Raw genomic sequence first — 16305 nt, 5'->3', positions numbered from 1 at the left:
GGCTGGCCGGCAGCTTCAGGCCAGGGCGAAGCGAGCCTCATAGTCGCTGAGGCGCCGGTTGCAGGCCTCGAGCTGCGCCAGCGGATCGCCTGCTTCAGCGGGGCTCGCCGTGACTGGCTGGGGCACGGGATGGCCGAGGCCCTGCAGACAGGCAGCGGCACGATCCAGCAGGAGGCTGAAGGGCTCCGCCCCGGAGCCGACCTCAGGCTCCGCCGGGCCCGGCTCGCGGCTGGCCCCCAGCTGCTCACGCAGGCTGCGCAGCGGCTGCCACTGGGGGTCATCGGCCAGCAGGCGCTCCAGCAGAGCCGAGGCGGCCGCAGCGTCACCGCCCTGGGCCAGGCTGCGCACCTGCAACACGCCCGGCCCGCGGCGGGCCTCGCGGCAGCGCTGCTCAAAGATCGCCACCGGTGCCTCACCCCCGGCCCGGGCGGTGCGGATCGCCTCGGCCCAGGCCTCCAGGGCCTGCTCCACGGCGCCGCGTTCGAGGGCGTGGCGGGCACTCACGTCATGGAACCAGGGGTTGGCCAGGGCCTGCGGCGGCGGATCGGCCAGCCAGCGTCCACTGGCCTCCAGCTCGCCGCGGGCGAGGCAGAGATCGGCGGCGCGGATCCGGGCCAGATCCCACTGGGGAAGGCAGGAGGCAAGCCGCTGCCAGTAGCGACAGCTTGCGGCGGGTTCGGCGGCGATTTCGGCATCGGCCACCAGCCGGGCCAGCGCAGGCTCGAAGGGCGGGTCCAGGGACGCCGCCCCCGGCAGCGCGCTGGCCCGGCCAAGGATCAACAGCGGATCGCCGTGCTCCGGCTCCAGGGCCCGGCGCCAGTCGGCCTGGAGCTGGGGCAACAGCTGCTGCCACAGGGCCTGGGGATCGGGATGGCGCCAGGCACGGAACCGTGCCGCCAAGGCCTGGGCCTGCTGGGGGCCGGGGCTGGCAGTGGCCCGGGCGCTGGTTGCCGGGGCTGGCCAGAGCCCCCACACATCGGGCACCAGGGCGAGAGCGGGATCGAGCCGGTCGGCCTCCAAGAGGGTGAGATCGGCCTGGCGGAGATCACCAGCGAGCAGCCAGGCGCAGGCGAGCTCCAGGGCGGCCGTGGCATTCCAGCCGGCAGCGGAACGCCGTGCCTGGGCCTGCTGGCTCAGCTCCTCAGCGCGTCCACGGCGGCCCAGCTCCAGCAGATCGGCCATGGGCGCGGCAGGCGAAGGCCATCTGGCGGCATTGTGCAGCAACCAGCCAAGCCCTCGCCGTACGATCCGCACATCTGATGCCGGCAGCCCGATGCCCAGCTCATCGTGCGGCTGAGCCAGCGGTGAGCTCCCACGGCCTGCTGGTGATCGTGGATCCGGCCTACGCCAGCACGGTGGGTCACCACGGCGAGGTGAACCGGCCGCTGCTGGCGGAGCTGAACGGGGCGGGCTGGCGGGCGGAGCTCTGGGCGGATGTGGCCCTGGAAGCCGAGCCCACGGCACCGGCCCCGTTGCGGGGGGTGTTCAGTGGCTGCGGCTATGGGGATCCGGCCCAGTGGCGGGAGCTGGGTGGGATGGTGCGGCTGGCAAGGCGCCTCGAGGGACAGCTGGAGCTGGCGACTGCAGGGGCAGGGGAGCCGGCGGCGGCCTGGCTGGGGCACAGCCTGCTGCCCTTCCAGCTGCTGGGGCTGGCACGGCACCTGGCCACGGCGCCGCCGGCGGCGGTGCTGCTCAGCCTGATGTTCGCGCCGGGGGAAACTCTGGAGGGCCAAGGGGAGGCGGAGCAGGCCACGGCCAACGCGCGGGTGGCGTTGGCGGCTCTGGAAAAGGCGTGCCGGCAGCAGAGCCACCGGCTCACGCTGGCGTTCCCCAGCCGCCAGCAGGAACGCCTCTACGAGCCCCTGCTGGCGGCCACGGGCCTGGCCAGTGCGGGGCTGCACCCGGCGGTGGTGGGAGCCGGTTGCCGGCCGCAGCCGCCCAGGCCGGGCGAGCCGCCGCTGGTGCTGCTGCACTGGGGCGACATCAAGCCGGGCAAGGGGCGCGGCGAGGCCCTGGCGGTGCTGGAGCAGCTATTGGAGAAGGGAGCGCCACAGGAGCTGCAGGGCTGGGGCTGGCTGTGGCATCAGCACGGCGCCACGAGCCTGCCCATGGAGGAACGGCAGCGGCTGGAGCAGGCCAGGGAGGCTGGGGTTGGCCTGGTATGGCTGGAGGGGGAGGTGGCCAGCGCAGACATGCAGCGGTGGCTGGCACGCTGCCCGGTGGCGCTGCTGGCCTATGACCCGCTGCGGTATGGCCAGCGCAGCAGTGGCCTGCTGTGGCAATGGGCAGCCAGCCGACACGCACTTGGGCAGGGTGCAGTGGCATTGGGGTATGGCGAGGGCTGGCTGGCTGCGGAGGCGCTGGAAGTGGGGCTGGGTTGGCGGGTGCCGCCGGCGGGGAGGGGTGGAGAGGCCTGGCTGGAGGCGCTGGCGGCGCAGGCCACGGCTCCGAAGCACTTCGCCGAAGATGATCTGGATGCCAAGGGCCGGGCGATTCTGGGGTCTTCTTTTGCGGCGTGGTGTTGCCAACGGCTGGACAGCGCCGCCTGCACCGGCGGGCACAACCTGATCTTTTCAGTCCATGACTGAGGTCGACGGGAGCCCACGGCATTGATCATTGTTTCCAACCGCGTTGATCCCAGTTCCATGCAAGGGATGAGGTGGGTGGACGCACAAGGCAGGGTCCTGAAGGCTGTCGATTCGGTACGGACGGTGTTGCTTCGAACGGTCGCCTTGTCCAAGCCAGCGTTGAATCCGGGCTACGGGCAGGTGATGAACGACGTTAACCAGTTGGAAAGCCGTAAGGCCACTGCAGGCAGGATGACCTGGACACACGCAACGACGAACTGGAGCGGGACCTGCCATCGCGGCGGCCACCGCGGCTTGAGGGCCGGCGCTGCGCACCAGTGAGTCAGCGATGTTGAGGATCATCCGCCTTGATCGAGCCGGAAAGTTACAGGCCATAGACGAGGTCGTCGTAGAACCAGCCGGCGTTGCCCTGGATCAGGGCGCCGGGCTGGCCCGCGAGGCTGTTGAGGATCAGATCGCGGGAGTTGCTGCGGTAGAGGCGGTTGAAGCAGGCGCCGATGTAGCTATAGAGAATGTCGCGGCTGGGATCACGATCGGTGGGCGCCTGCCAATGGACGGGATAGAGGGGAAAGGGATGGAGGCGCAGGGAGGGATCAGCAGCGAAGATGGAGATGTGGGGCCAGAACACATCGGTGATGGCGGCCCGCTCGAACATCCAGCGGTGCTGGAGGAAAAAGATCTGCTGGCAGACCGTGATCCGCAGCGATCTCCTGGATGGTCTTGGGGCCACTGATCGCCTGCTTGGCGACCCTGGCCTTGAACTCGGGGCTGTGGGTTCGGCGTTTGCTCATCGTTGGGAGCCGCTTTCAGGGGCGGTGCCCCGCCTCAGAGGTTAACGATGGGCCCTGTCCAGAAAAGCCAGAGCACCTCAGTTTGCCCTTTTTCCACGAGTTGAATCGTTCATTACAGTAAAGTCGAAGTCGGCAGAGGTATAGTGGATTGCGAAAGTCTCTGAATCGTTCAATGATCCCTGTTGAAGGAAGAAATGAGCCAACATTCTTCTCATCCCAGGACTACGCGCCACCATGGGTGCATAGCAAAGATTTATCCAATGGCTTACTAGCCAAAGAGTGGTACAACAACTCATTAGTCGTCCCCACCTATATCGAGGGGCCAAGAGGGCGCATACGTCAATCCATGTTTGATCAAGGGTTGAGATTTATTGAGCTTTCTCATCTCAGGCGCGGCCAGCATGGCCTCGACTACTTAAGTTATGCACACCCATCCGATGCCGACAAAGTTTCCCTGGTTCGGGATGCAGAAATTATCGATGCTCCTTCAATTTACCTCGGTTGGCTTATCAGCCACTATGGCCATGCACTTACTGAGAACCTATCACGTGTTTGGCCTTTATTGACAGAAAACTACGATATAGAGGAATGGACTCATGTTTTTCAACTACATCGCCCCGAGTTCGCATTTGGCGACAAGAGATTTGCGGTTATCGAGCAACTGCTAGGAAGCCTTGGAATAAGTTCGTCAAACACTATTCTTGTTAATCGTCCAACCATCTTTAGACAGATTCTTGTACCTGGACAGTCAATAGAGCTGAGGGAGGCGTGCTCTCAACTCCAATCAGATGTGTGGGATCGTGTAATCAGTGGCCTTGGAATCAGGCCTTGCCAGAGTCCGCATCGTAGAATATTCATAACTCGTAAACACCTTGCCAAGGATACACGTAAGAATGTTCACGAATTAGCCCTTGAGTCATTCTTTATTGAGAAAGGATTCCAGGCTGTTTCTCCCGAAAAGTTATCTCTTACTGATCAGGTGCGACTATTCTCAGAAACGAAGATCATGGCGGGGATGGCTGGATCGGCACTCCATAATTGTGCGTTTATGCAGCGTGGAGGGGCTCTTATGGTATTAACTACGCCGGATTTCGTGCTTAAAACAGATGCAATGATATGTGAAGCGCGAGGCTTGGCCTGCCAATATCACATTATTAATTGCAATGAAGAGACACACAGTTTCCTCGATCGCATTGAAGCAGCATTGGGTTTCCTCCAATAATCGAAGACTCAGAAGGTGTTGGTCACCTGACATATCGACAGACATCATGAAAGCGCAGAGAATTAGTTGAAATAAGTGGGGCCTCCTGAGCAAGGCCAGGCCAACTGGGCCACAATGGATGTGAGCAGTATTTGGCGATAATATGTGCGCGTAACGGACCATTTGCGCCCAAAAGCCACTCAATGTTTTCCACATGTATCGACGCGAGCCTCGCCATCGGCTCTCGTTTGAGGACTTATTCCTTCCCTTTGGCGGCAAACGCTCTGGCGAGAATCGGTGGATCAAACTGGCCGAGCTGATCCCCTGGGACGACCTGGAGGACGACTACGCATCACAGTTCCGCAAGAGGTTTGGAGCGCCAGCGAACCCATTCCGAATGGCGCTCGGGGCCTTGATCATCAAGGCTCGCCTGGGACTGACTGATGAAGAACTGGTCGAGCAGATCAAGGAGAATCCATATCTCCAGTTCTTCATTGGCTTGGAGGCCTTTCAGTATTCGGCGCCGTTTAATCCATCGATGATGGTTTATTTCCGTAAGCGGCTACCGGAGTCAGTTGTCAATAACTGTAACGAGCGAATCGTGCGTCATGGGCTGACAGTGATTCAATCTGCAGTGTCGCAGGTTGATGACGATGCTGACCATGGCAGCGGATCAGCCAACAGTGGCAATCAGCAAGCGACAGCAACCAAGGCATCGACCAACCAGGGTTCACTGTTAATCGATGCCACATGCGTCCCAGGCGATATCAGGCACCCGACTGATGTATCCCTTCTCAGTGAGGCACGAGTAGTTCCCGAGAAGCTGATGGACGCGATGCACCCTCAGGTCAGAGAATCCTTTGGCCTCAAGCCTCGTACACACCGCAAGAAAGCAAGGCAGCTGTTGCTGGCCGTGGACAAGAAGAAGCGGCCTCGCATCAGCAAGATCCGTAAGGCCATCAAACAGCAGCTTGGCCATCTGGAGCGAAATCTGGCCAGCATTGATGCCCTGATCGCATGCAGGGCAAGTCTTCTCGTCGCCGGTAGGCACTGGTACCAGAAGTTGTTGGTGGTCAGCATACTTGTCCGTCAACAACGAATTCTCTACCATTCTGACAGTAGAAGCATTCCTCACCGGATCGTCAGCCTCTATCAGGCTCACATCAGGCCGATCGTGCGTGGCAAGGCGCGGTGCAACGTTGAGTTGGGAGCCAAGGTCTCTATTTCAGTGACAGACGACGGCTTTACTTTCCTGGATCGGCTGAGCTACGATCCCTACAATGAAGGAGAGGATCTGAAGGTCCAGGCAAGCGCCTGTCGTCGCCGCCATGGCTACTATCCAATGGTGGTCTGCGCCGACCAGATCTATCGGACTCGAGCTAATCGAGCCTTTTGTGTCCGTCATGGAATCCGACTGAGTGGACCGCGGCTGGGGCGTCCAAAAAACGATCCTGAGTTAGTAGCTGAGCAGAAGCAGCAGTTTCTCGTTGACCAAGGGCAGCGCAACACTGTCGAAGGAAAGATCGGTCAGGGGAAACGGCGCTTTGGGCTGGATCTGATTAGCGAGAAGCTTCCAGTGACCCAAGGCTCAACCATTGCGATCAATATGCTGGTGATGAACCTCGAGAAGCTACTGGAGCTTCTTTTTGTGCTTTTTGCCTACTGGCTGCAGCTTCTCACCGGTAATGGAGCAGCCCGAGGATCAGAAGGGATGCTCCTGAATGATCAATCTGCTGCAACCTGAGGATTTGTCTTGAGGCCGTTTCTGATGTCCTTTGGTGGTGGAGTGAGTCGATGCGTCACTTTCTAAGGAGGCCCTAAGTGGCTGCGCGGAAGACTCCAACAGTCAGCTATAGATAGGCTGCTGATTTCGGCAGGCGTCTTGGGTTGCTGTGCGGCATCCGAGACATGTTATCTGGAGGCAATCTGGTTGAGTGACGCTGAACCAGAACGCCGCCGGATAACCCGCTCAGGGAACAGCAGCGGTGCTCACCACCTAGGGGCCGGCGCAGTTAACGACGACGAGGTTTGAGGCCTAGACAACAATCAATCTACGCACCAGGTGAAACGCCTGATGAGAAGTTAGTTTGAATTCATCGTGACGGTAAGAGGGGAACATATACCTCGCGAATGACAGCCCGTCTGTCACCCCTGTTGACCCTGAGACCAGGGCACTGAGCCGTTAGGAATTACAGCTCGCAAAGGGACACGGCCGACCAGAAGCCATCGAGGCGCAAGGCATTCATGGCCAGGCTGCGGAGCGTGGCCATGATCCGCACCCCGTTGCTCTCGCGGTAGCGATGCGCGTCCTCCCGGAGCTGGGTGTCGCGGGGCCAGTACCAGGAATTCTCGATCGTCCAACGGTCGCGGACGTGCCGCAGCAGCGTCGTGGCCGCAGCACGCAAACTCGTGACCTAGTAACGGGTTTCGTCGACGGGCTTGCCCTCACGGGTGCCTTTACAGCGCACCGCCAGGATCGTGGCGCTGCCCGGCCAGTTCTCCACGACCCACCGGGGAGCGGGCATGCCCCGCAGCGTCCAGGTGAGGTCACGGCCACGCTTGCGTTCAAGCTTGCTGGTCTGAAATGGCGTCTGGCGCCCATAGATGAGGCGATCAGAAATCACCTGAGATCCTTTGCGGCGACTGTGTTTCACCGCAATCAGGAAGTCGGCGCCACGCTGCTCGAGGTAGAGGGAAAAGGGCAGTTCGCATGCAGCGCGTCGGCCTGGACCAGAAGACCTTCCAGTTCCACGCGATCCAGCAGCAGCCGCAGGGCCGCGATCTCGCCGCCGGCGTCGGTGGCGTAGGTGCTCTGAGCGATCGCCACGCCCAGCGTGTTGGAGTAGAGACTCACCTGGGCAATGAAACGCGCTGCGCCGGAGACGGTTTCATCGATCGAGCCCCGCAGGGTCTTACCGTCACACACGAGCGTTTCGACGGTCTCAGCCACGCCAGGCTGGGCTGCCATCCATTTCTGCAGCAGAGCCTCGAAACCATCGACGTCGAGCTGAGCGAGCAGCAACCGGAAGGTCGAGTCCGTCGGCGGTTGGGCGATATGGGTGCCGAGCAGCTCGTTGAGAGTCTTGCGGTGGCGCTTGGCAAAACGCGCCATACCCATCAGTGAACCCTGGCCGCTCAGGATCGAAAGGATCGCCACCAGCAGCATCCACCACTGCGGGTAGCAAATCCCCCGCCGCAAGCGGCAATCGGGGAGCGCCTTGAGGAAGCTGATCAGATCCGTTGCGGCGTCGGGGTTCTCGAGTGGCGAGGCCGAGAGGAAGAAGCGAGCCCTGTGCACCAAACCGGAGCGGACAGCAACACGCTAGGACTAACGGGACAGACTTCTAATGGACCCTGCCAGAAGCCCTGCTGCAACTGTTGCGCGACCGCTGGAGCATTGAGAGCTGGCACTGGATTCGCGACACCCAGCTCCATGAGGATGCCCACCGCTACCGGGGCAATGGAGCTGGGGCGATGGCCACGCTCAGGGCGGCAGCCCTCAACCTGCTCCTACAGGGTGGGTTTCAGTCGATCCGAGCCGGCATGCAGGCTGTAACTCACGACATCGCAGCGCTACTGGCGATGGCGACGAGAAAGCCAGAAGCAAGCCCTAGTTAAGACTTTGAATCAGCCCTGGCTCTGGCCAGTGGCCGCAAGCCACAGATCTTTCACTCCGATCAGGGGTGTCAATTCACCCCTGGAGACTTCGTGGCGCAGCTCAAGGCAGAAGATATCAAGATCAGCTGGTCAGGCGGGGGCGGTGCTTTGACAACATCCTGGTGGAGAGACTCTGGCGCACCGTCAAATATGAGGAGGTCTACCTCCGCGCCTATGGCGATGGCTGGGAAGCCGAAATCAGCCTGGCCCGCTTCTTCTGGAGGTATGGCCATGTAAGACCACACAGCTCCCTGGGAGGCAAAACTCCCCATGAGGTCTACACTGAGACCAAACTCTGTTCCTCCCGCCCGGAGTTAACGATGTCAGGGGCCCTATCTGTCCAATAAAAGCCATCCACCTCAGTGTTCAGCCGGGAGGGCGCCGTTGGCATGGTGGAGCGCTGGGATGACCTGGCCGCCTCACTGGCCGAGCGTTTCCCCAGGGCCGCCGAGCTGATGGCTCAGGCCAGGGAGGACGTGCTGGCGTTCCGCCACTTCCCGCAGCAGCAATGGAAGAGGGTCTGGAGCACCAACCTGCTCGGGCGCGCCAATAGGGAGGCCAAGCGCCGCACTCGGGTGGTTGGCATCTTCCCCAACGACGCCGCGATCGTGCGGCTGGAGGGCAGCCAGCTACTGGAGAAGCAGGAGGAATGGCAGCTGGACCGACGCCGCTTCTTCTCCGAGGCCACCATGACCAAGGACCCGCAGCCGGAGTATCTGCTGATCCTCACCGATGGAGGACCGGACGTTGTGGTGTCTGGCACCACCAACTGAGCCACTCCCATCACCTCAGCTGATCGACATCAATCCCTCTGATCGCTGAGTTGCACATTGAACGATGAGAGTTCATAGTGAATCAACTGAGGCGTACAATAAGCTGTCGCGGCAGTCAGCCTCTGCCTGCCCCCTGTTCACCCTCAGGAAAGCCTCACAGGGCCTCCTGAGTTACACCACTCGGAGGGGCGCTACCGATCAGAGCGAACGTACCTCTTCCCTGGCGCAGTGACCATGGTCATCGATAAGTCTTTTTTGCTAATGTGATAGACGAGCGAACTAAATCACGGAAAGCTGGAGACCTTGCTTGCAGATCAGGAAGCAATTCACCAACAATCCAGCGAATCCCAGCATCAGCGCTGACGGGGTGCTCGTGACTTATCTATCTAACAATAGGTTTCTGCTGGACACTTCAGATCTTGTGAACTAAAATCTAGCTTAGGAGGCCTCCCAAGAATCCAGTAACGAACCAAACCCGTCAAAGGCACCCACGCTACGCATTCTCTTCAGTATTTGGGAAACCCTTCATGGCCACACTTATTATTCATTATGGGCTACCCCGTTGCGGCAGTACCACTTTACAAGCATTCTTTTCGAAGAATATCAGTTTCCTTTATTCCCTAGGTATCGACTATCCTAACTTTCTTAAGCTAGATGGACTCAATGCAGGTAACTGCGAACAGGGAAATGCCTTCTCACTATGTTATTCACTTCTAAAGGATCAAAGCATAACCCAATGCCCACATCCAATGTTTTCAGATGTAGACTTCTTTGATTATCTTGCGTCAAATACGGCTGACTCAACTATCTTAATATCAAGCGAATGGTTTACATCACTCGAAACTTCGACTTTAATAGACTTCTGTAACTCTGTTTCATCGAAAGTTACCAGAGTCATACTAGCATGTGTCTACAGAAGTCTTCCTGAAATGTGCTTTTCTCGCTATGCGCAAAGAGCACGTTATTTACCAAATGCCGAATCATTCTCAGAATACTTTCTAGATTGGAAACGTTGGATAAGGCCGCTTGATGCAATATTTACCTTCCAGTCTCTATTCAAAGATCCGCCAGATAAGCATATTTTTATGAGCTTAGAATCTCGTGAAAAGATGCCACTTGGAGCACGGTTTGCCAAATCTGTACTTAGGTTAGATGACAGCCAGCTTCAGCGTCTTTCACATCAGCCAAAATTAAATATGTCAGTTTCGCATCTAACCCTTCTACTTCAACAGCGCATGACCGAGAGAGGATATCCTCTACCACTCAAGGATATTGACATTTTTAATAGTGTTTTAGCTGAAAGCCATCCATCTCTTCATCGGTGGACTAAGATTGGACTTGCAGCAGATCTCCAGCTAATAGTATTCGCTGAAATTGCAGAATACTTTAAGCAAAGACTTGAAGGACTAGGCCAGCTTAGTCTAAGTTATTCAAAGTTATTCTGCTTTTATTCAAATACGACTTTGCATGACAATCCTACAGCTTTTGAGCATGAGTGGCGGCAGTTAATTCAAGAGTTTCAGGCTAACTCTTTCGATAGGTTCAGGCAGAGAGGTTTATCACAAGAAATCATCAGCCAAATCGATACAACATTAGAAAGCATTAAGGATATGGCAATATAATACTTATAACGTGTAGATGGGTTGCAAGGGCAAGCTAGCTTTGACCATAGGCATCTAACTAGGATTGCCCGGCTTCGTTTATTGTTTTTAATATTCACTTTGGACGAGGAGCTGATTTTTAATGAACAACGATCCAGCGAGATGATTCTAACTTTAGGGCACCTCGAAGTATTGCCAATACTGAGGCAGGTTTGAAAGACGACAAGCTCTTTCTCTGCCGCGTGCAGATTCGCCTGATGGCTGGCATCTGTCCGGCGACAAACTGGTTGAGGGGCACATTGCATCTTTAAAATGGTTGCCGGCTTAGGCTGTTGCCTCGGCTGAACTGTTGCGTACGACTTACGACTTTCGCTACCTTTTTTGTTCGTTCGGTGCCTTGCTCATTTTTTCAGGAAAACCCATCTGGAGACCTCCACCCAAGAACGGAGAAACCAAACTGATCAGTTAGTCTGCCTCTTGTTCTCAGTTGCTAAACTCAGGAATTCTGGAGCTTATTCAACACTGCTTTCCGCAAACCGAACTGGCAACATACCGTATGCTCCAGGCTAAAACTGGTGACTTCGATCTTTCGAGTCTAACAAGTAGCTTTGCGCTTGAACGGCTGTAGTCATATGGATGAAGCATATCTGGTTCCGCAGAGAGCGATACCGTTGCATAATAAGGCCAAGTTCTCTCGACCATCTGCGAGTTTTGTGCTAGCGGAGAATGTCAGAGAAACCAGCAAGATTGATACAGAGCGAAGCAGTCTGGCGCTGGTTCTATCAATCTGAAATTCAATCTTCCCACTGTCAGCACTTGGGATCAGACTTACAAGATCTCCAAAACCACAGATCGATACTCGACATTCTTGTCCTTTCAATTGCTCTGGTATCCAATGGCAGCCAATCGCAATTGCGTGAACATCACTGATTCCAGTTGCTGGTAAAATCAACACGCACTTTTGAGTTAGCCACACCACTGCCTTCCCATCAGCATTCTCACGGTAGAGCCCAGGGCCCAATCGGATCGATTCGATCGGTACAATCACCTCTTCTAAATCATTGTCCGCTGAATGATCCTTCGATCGGGGTGTTGTGCCACCGACATGGCCCAGCCGATCGGTGAGGATCAGTTCTGGGACTTCTGATGAGTAGTAGTCAAGCTCGAAGATCTTTGTGGGGCCATGATAGGAAAGCCGTTTCCAGAGCCCAGATTGGTAGAGGTATTGATTGAAGGAACTCAGAAAGGCCACACCTGAAAACATGGCCTTCGCCTGTGACTCCTGGATTACCCTCAGCAATCCAGTGTCTGTTGTAGAAACAAGTTCTATTGCCTGATGCAGGCAGTCGGCAATGGCCGCAAAATCAGAACCCTGATAGCCAAGTGAATACTGGCAGGCGTTAACAACATCTGCATAGCCAGTGTCGATTGGGCCAACAGTCACCAGCCCAGCATTGGCAGCCTCAACAAAGGTCTGCCCTAATGTTTCCTCTCTCGATGTGCCAAGAAAGATGTCACCACTGGCAAGCAAGTCAAAATACTGCTCCCTGCTGCTGAGATAGCCATGCAAAAAAATCCGATTAGAGAACTCAGGAATCGTATCAAGAATTAGATCGCAATTTCGGCCATACACATCGATGTGAATCCGCTCATCTACTCGCATTACACTTCGAAGAGCTATCACAGCCAAGTCGGCCCCCTTTCTGTAGTCACCGTGATCTGTGCAGCCGAGTATGATTCTGATCTCATGAGTGCTTCTTAATCCAGTGTTGTCGTAACTTACCTGATCTGAAGGGGCCACTAAGTGATGCGCGCCCTCTGACGTGATTGGTAACGATACAACCCCCACAGGGTTGGCACGAATGCCCCAGGAATCAATGGCTTGCATGATCGTTGTATGGGTGTATGAGGAATTTGCAAGCAAGTACAGATTTGGGCTTTGTAGCAGACTCTTTTTTCGAAGGTGTTCGACATGAATATGCAGTGGATCTAGCTTTGGGTACTCATTCGGTGTTGGGCACGCTCGCGTGCAATTCGAATAGAGATAATGGCAGCCATGCGTATACGCACATCTGCCTGTTATCCACCAGAAGTCATGGGCGACAACGATTGTCGGGAAGTGGCGGGCGCTGAATTCAGCTATCTCCAGCCCGTGCTTGAGATTATGCAAATTGCCAAGAATTACCAAATTGGGATTAAGGATCTTTAAGGCATCGAAAAAGCCGTTGATCGGCACATTCTCAGTTTCAGCCTGCCATTGGTTGAAACCCGACAACTGCACAACATCATGGCCTGCGGACTGAAGCACCTGGCAAATTCTTTTATGAGCAATACCAGCGCCGCCATTGAAGCCATAATCGCTGATTGTTGCAATAGCCAGCTTACTTCCAAACTCCTTTGCCCCTGAAAAATGTCTAGTGCTCTTGCTACCCAGATGTTTTGTCCTCAGGGTCTTGCTATGGCTGAGAAGCTCAGGAAGATAGGCTTCTACTGTGCTTGTCTTCTGATTGCTATGCTGCCTGAAAAGGCAGAAACTCTTGCCAGATACTCGGATGCGTGCAGCATCTGAAGAAGCCACTGCTATGCGAGCCCAAAGATCATAATCCATGCTGTAATGCAGGTCTTCGTCTACGTAACCGCCAGCTGCATCCCATATTGTTTTGCTAAAAAACACTTCTGGCTGATGAAAGTACATGCCACGGAGCCAAGTAGACTCGATATCTGTAATATCATTTGTCCGAAGGCCAAATGGCAATGTAGCGATGTGTCGATTCAGCAGTTTCTGACTATCATTGTCGAAGCATGTGCAGGTGCCGACGAGGAGGTCGAAACTGTTCTCTGCATAGATCGCGCCTACATGCAGCAGTGTGTTCGGCTCAAGCAAGTCATCGCTGTTCAGCCAATAAAGAATTTCACCCGATGCCTGCCTCATTCCTTTGTTGATGGCATTGCTCTGCCCTTTATCAGGTTCAGACACTGCTAAGGCAATTCGATCTCTGTATTTCTCGATTATTTCAGGGGTGCTATCGGTAGAGCCACCATCAATGATGATGTACTCGAGATTTGGGTATCGCTGATTCAAAACTGAGAGGATGGTGTCCTCGATAAACTGCCCTTGATTGTACGTCGGCGTCACAATTGATATTTTTGGCCACTGGATCCGATCGATATGATTTGAGCCACTGCTTATCTTTGTGGGATTCAGTGCGAATTGTGGCGGCGGAAGGATAGCCATGATGCTCTGCTTCTTGCCGTTGACAAGCTCCAGTGCTCGCCTGACGCGCGCAACTTCCTGAGGGCTCATGCTTGCCTGCTTTTCTTTCAGGATCAGATCGAGGGCCTTGGTTGCCGATTCTGTGTCGCCATGAGCGGCCACCTTGAGAGCACTCTGCAACTGTTTGGATAGAAGAATATTCTGCGACTTGATCATTGACGTACTTCTCCCTTCAGAAAGTATCCATACACCTGTTCAAGCCCTTGCTTCCGTGCGATACTTGCTTGCCAGGCCATGGCTGCCAATCGGCTCACATCTAATGGCTTCTTGGTTGTGCCATTGGATTTGGTCGTAACCCAGTAGATTTCTCCCTTGAAATCCACTGTCATGGCGATAAGGTTTGCAGGTTCTCGAATGGGCAGGTCCGTTCCAGAACCAACATTGAGATGTTGAACCGGCCCCCCTGGATCGGGATTGTATGTTTCAAGTAAGTGAACGCAGGCCTTGCCGAAATCGTCGGTGTGACGGAACTCACGCAGTGGCTCTCCTGTTCCCCAGCAGCTGACGATCGCATCGTTTCTCTCTTTGGCTTCGTGGAGCCTCCGGATCAGGTCCGGTAGAACATGGCTGTTCTGGGGATGGTAGTTATCGCCCGGCCCGTACAAGTTGGTTGGCATCAGGCTGATCGCGTCGAATCCGTATTGCTGTCGCAGTGCCTGGCACAGCTTGATGCCGGTGATCTTGGCGATCGCATACCACTCATTCGTGGGCTCCAGCGGGCCGGTGAGCAGATACTCCTCCTTGATCGGTTGCGGGCAGACGCAAGGGTAGATGCAGCTGCTGCCCAGGAACAGCAGCCGCTTGGCGCCGGTGCGCCAGGCGCTCTCGATCACGTTGTTCTGGATCTTGACGTTCTGCAGCAGGAAATCCGCCGGGTAGGTGTCGTTGGCGTAAATCCCCCCCACCTTCGCCGCTGCCAGCACCACCACCTCCGGCCTGTTCACCTCGAACCAGGCCTGTACCGCTGCGGCATCCTCCAGATCCAGCTCCTGGCGCGTGGCGGTGAGGATGTGGGCATAGCCCTGCCGCTGCAGGGCACGGCAGATGGCGCTGCCTGCCATGCCCCGGTGCCCGGCCACGAAGATGCGATCGCTGGGCCGAATCAGCAGCCCGTCTTCGGGTGTGGCCATCAACCCAGCCCTCCGCGGGCCCGCTCCACGGCGTGCGGACTGGTGGGCGGGTTCTCCATCGAACCCACCACCTTGAAGCCCTTCAACCTCAGCAGCGCCTCTTTTTTGGCCTCTTGCTTGTCTGCCGCCACCATCTCGGCCACCAGCTCCTCCAGGGTGGTGGTGGGCGTCCAGCCCAGCTTCTCCTTCGCCCGGGTGGGATCCCCCAGCAGCGTTTCCACCTCCGCCGGTCGGAAGTAGCGCGGGTCGATCCGCACCACCACCTCGTCGCTGCCGGCGCGGCGGCCCTGCTCCTCCAGCCCCTCACCGCTCCATTCGATGCCGCCCCAGCCCAGCTGCGCGGCGGTGAGCTCGATGAAGCGGCGCACGCTCTCCTGGCGGCCGGTGGCGATCACGAAATCTTCCGGGGGGCCGTCCTGCTGCAGCATCCGCCACTGCATTTCCACGTAATCCCTGGCGTGGCCCCAGTCGCGTAGCGAATCCAGGTTGCCCATGAACAGGCAGTCATCGAGGCCGGCATCGATGCGGGCCAGGCCGCGGGTGATCTTGCGGGTCACGAAGGTTTCGCCGCGCCGCGGGCTTTCATGGTTGAACAGGATGCCGTTGCAGGCATACATCCCATAGGCCTCGCGGTAGTTCACCGTGATCCAGTAGGCGTAGAGCTTGGCCACCCCGTAAGGGCTGCGCGGATAGAACGGCGTGGTTTCCTTCTGGGGGATTTCCTGCACCAGGCCGTAGAGCTCGCTGGTGCTCGCCTGATAGATGCGTGTTTTGTTGGTGAGCCCCAGGATTCTCACGGCCTCAAGGATGCGCAGCGTGCCCAGGGCGTCGCTGTTGGCGGTGTATTCCGGGCTCTCGAAGCTCACCGCCACATGGCTCTGGGCGCCCAGGTTGTAGATCTCATCGGGCTGCACCTGCTGCACGATCCGGATCAGATTGGTGGAATCGGTGAGGTCGCCGTAGTGCAGCACCAGGCGGGGATCACTTTCGTGGGGATCCTGATACAGGTGATCGATCCGCTGCGTGTTCAGGCTGCTGGCCCGCCGCTTGATGCCATGCACCACATAGCCCTTCTCCAGCAGCAGCTCGGCCAGGTAGGAACCGTCCTGGCCGGAGATGCCCGTGATCAGAGCGGTTTTCGGCATTGTTGCGCCTTTTTGGTAGCGTGCTGAACCATTGCAGAAGCGGTGGTTTCCCGCAAGTCCATGGGCAACTATTCGCACGTGTTGGGTCGCCCATGTGGGAAGGCTCACATCGGTCTCGGACGAGATCAGAGCTTGAGCTGAGTCT

General features: G+C 57.0%; 12 protein-coding genes and 2 pseudogenes. 6 read left to right on the top strand and 8 right to left on the bottom strand.

Translation table 11 applies throughout. The annotated features are described in order from the left end of the window. Positions 1–15: 15 nt before the first annotated feature. The gene (locus ACWJIO_RS07095) at positions 16–1182 is read right to left on the bottom strand and encodes a hypothetical protein (protein WP_480312364.1); all 1167 of its coding nucleotides are present in this window, start codon (positions 1180–1182) and stop codon (positions 16–18) included. Positions 1183–1304: 122 nt separating this feature from the next. On the opposite strand from ACWJIO_RS07095, the gene ACWJIO_RS07090 reads away from it, so the two are divergent. Next, entirely contained in the window at positions 1305–2588 is a 1284-nt protein-coding gene (locus tag ACWJIO_RS07090; RefSeq protein ID WP_480312362.1) for a hypothetical protein, read from the top strand. Positions 2589–2952: 364 nt separating this feature from the next. Here the strand turns inward: ACWJIO_RS07090 and ACWJIO_RS07085 are convergent, their stop codons facing one another. Both ACWJIO_RS07085 and ACWJIO_RS07080 read right to left on the bottom strand, forming a co-directional pair. Further along, positions 2953–3243, bottom strand: a complete 291-nt coding sequence (locus tag ACWJIO_RS07085; RefSeq protein ID WP_480312360.1) for a hypothetical protein — start codon at positions 3241–3243, stop codon at positions 2953–2955. Next, positions 3182–3379 carry a transposase gene (locus ACWJIO_RS07080; RefSeq protein WP_480312358.1) on the bottom strand — a complete coding sequence of 66 codons (198 nt, stop codon included), beginning with the start codon at positions 3377–3379 and terminating at the stop codon, positions 3182–3184. The genes ACWJIO_RS07085 and ACWJIO_RS07080 overlap by 62 nt, the downstream gene beginning before the upstream one ends. 172 nt (positions 3380–3551) lie before the next feature. On the opposite strand from ACWJIO_RS07080, the gene ACWJIO_RS07075 reads away from it, so the two are divergent. Together ACWJIO_RS07075 and ACWJIO_RS07070 are read left to right on the top strand one after the other, a co-directional pair. Then, the gene (locus ACWJIO_RS07075; RefSeq protein ID WP_480312357.1) at positions 3552–4601 is read left to right on the top strand and encodes a glycosyltransferase family 61 protein; all 1050 of its coding nucleotides are present in this window, start codon (positions 3552–3554) and stop codon (positions 4599–4601) included. Positions 4602–4794: 193 nt separating this feature from the next. Continuing rightward, positions 4795–6258 (top strand): annotated as a pseudogene (locus ACWJIO_RS07070) (IS5 family transposase); the annotation flags it as partial. A 511-nt stretch (positions 6259–6769) separates the two neighbouring features. On the opposite strand, the gene ACWJIO_RS07065 reads toward ACWJIO_RS07070, so the two are convergent. Then, positions 6770–6985 (bottom strand): transposase, encoded by a 216-nt coding sequence (locus tag ACWJIO_RS07065; protein ID WP_480312355.1) that lies wholly within the window; start codon positions 6983–6985, stop codon positions 6770–6772. A gap of 254 nt (positions 6986–7239) precedes the next feature. Next, entirely contained in the window at positions 7240–7878 is a 639-nt protein-coding gene (locus tag ACWJIO_RS07060) for an ISAs1 family transposase (protein WP_480312353.1), read from the bottom strand. Positions 7879–8263: 385 nt separating this feature from the next. Here ACWJIO_RS07060 and ACWJIO_RS07055 point away from each other — a divergent pair, with 385 nt between their 5' ends. The 3 genes and pseudogenes from ACWJIO_RS07055 to ACWJIO_RS07045 all read left to right on the top strand — a co-directional run bounded on the left by ACWJIO_RS07055 (position 8264) and on the right by ACWJIO_RS07045 (position 10632). Continuing rightward, the gene (locus ACWJIO_RS07055; protein WP_480312351.1) at positions 8264–8584 is read left to right on the top strand and encodes an integrase core domain-containing protein; all 321 of its coding nucleotides are present in this window, start codon (positions 8264–8266) and stop codon (positions 8582–8584) included. 12 nt (positions 8585–8596) lie between these two features. After that, positions 8597–9010, top strand: a pseudogene (locus tag ACWJIO_RS07050) (transposase); the annotation flags it as partial. A gap of 929 nt (positions 9011–9939) precedes the next feature. Then, a complete protein-coding gene (locus ACWJIO_RS07045; protein WP_480312349.1) occupies positions 9940–10632 on the top strand; it encodes a hypothetical protein in 693 nt (230 codons plus the stop codon). Positions 10633–11239: 607 nt separating this feature from the next. On the opposite strand, the gene ACWJIO_RS07040 is transcribed toward ACWJIO_RS07045, so the two are convergent. Genes ACWJIO_RS07040 through gmd form a run of 3 tightly spaced genes read right to left on the bottom strand, consistent with a single transcriptional unit; the run spans position 11240 to position 16160 of the window. After that, a complete protein-coding gene (locus ACWJIO_RS07040) occupies positions 11240–14041 on the bottom strand; it encodes a glycosyltransferase (RefSeq protein ID WP_480312347.1) in 2802 nt (933 codons plus the stop codon). Continuing rightward, positions 14038–15015, bottom strand: coding sequence for a GDP-L-fucose synthase family protein (locus ACWJIO_RS07035; protein WP_480312345.1), 978 nt, complete (start codon positions 15013–15015; stop codon positions 14038–14040). The genes ACWJIO_RS07040 and ACWJIO_RS07035 overlap by 4 nt, the downstream gene beginning before the upstream one ends. Then, positions 15015–16160: a GDP-mannose 4,6-dehydratase gene (gene gmd, locus ACWJIO_RS07030; protein ID WP_480312343.1), complete on the bottom strand. Its 1146-nt coding sequence runs from the start codon at positions 16158–16160 to the stop codon at positions 15015–15017. Before gmd ends, ACWJIO_RS07035 begins: the two co-directional genes overlap by 1 nt. Between the last annotated feature and the right edge of the window lie 145 nt (positions 16161–16305).

The organism is Paraciimarium castrense LEGE 11436 (genome assembly GCF_056633055.1).
This window is presented reverse-complemented; position numbering and strand designations above follow the sequence as displayed.

Coding starts and splice junctions, on each gene's coding strand:
- ACWJIO_RS07040 (WP_480312347.1), bottom strand. CDS start 14,041: ATGATCAAGTCGCAGAATATTCTTCTATCCAAACAGTTGCAGAGTGCT.
- gmd (WP_480312343.1), bottom strand. CDS start 16,160: ATGCCGAAAACCGCTCTGATCACGGGCATCTCCGGCCAGGACGGTTCC.
- ACWJIO_RS07035 (WP_480312345.1), bottom strand. CDS start 15,015: ATGGCCACACCCGAAGACGGGCTGCTGATTCGGCCCAGCGATCGCATC.
- ACWJIO_RS07080 (WP_480312358.1), bottom strand. CDS start 3,379: ATGAGCAAACGCCGAACCCACAGCCCCGAGTTCAAGGCCAGGGTCGCC.
- ACWJIO_RS07075 (WP_480312357.1), top strand. CDS start 3,552: ATGATCCCTGTTGAAGGAAGAAATGAGCCAACATTCTTCTCATCCCAG.
- ACWJIO_RS07085 (WP_480312360.1), bottom strand. CDS start 3,243: ATGTTCGAGCGGGCCGCCATCACCGATGTGTTCTGGCCCCACATCTCC.
- ACWJIO_RS07095 (WP_480312364.1), bottom strand. CDS start 1,182: ATGGCCGATCTGCTGGAGCTGGGCCGCCGTGGACGCGCTGAGGAGCTG.
- ACWJIO_RS07045 (WP_480312349.1), top strand. CDS start 9,940: ATGTGCTTTTCTCGCTATGCGCAAAGAGCACGTTATTTACCAAATGCC.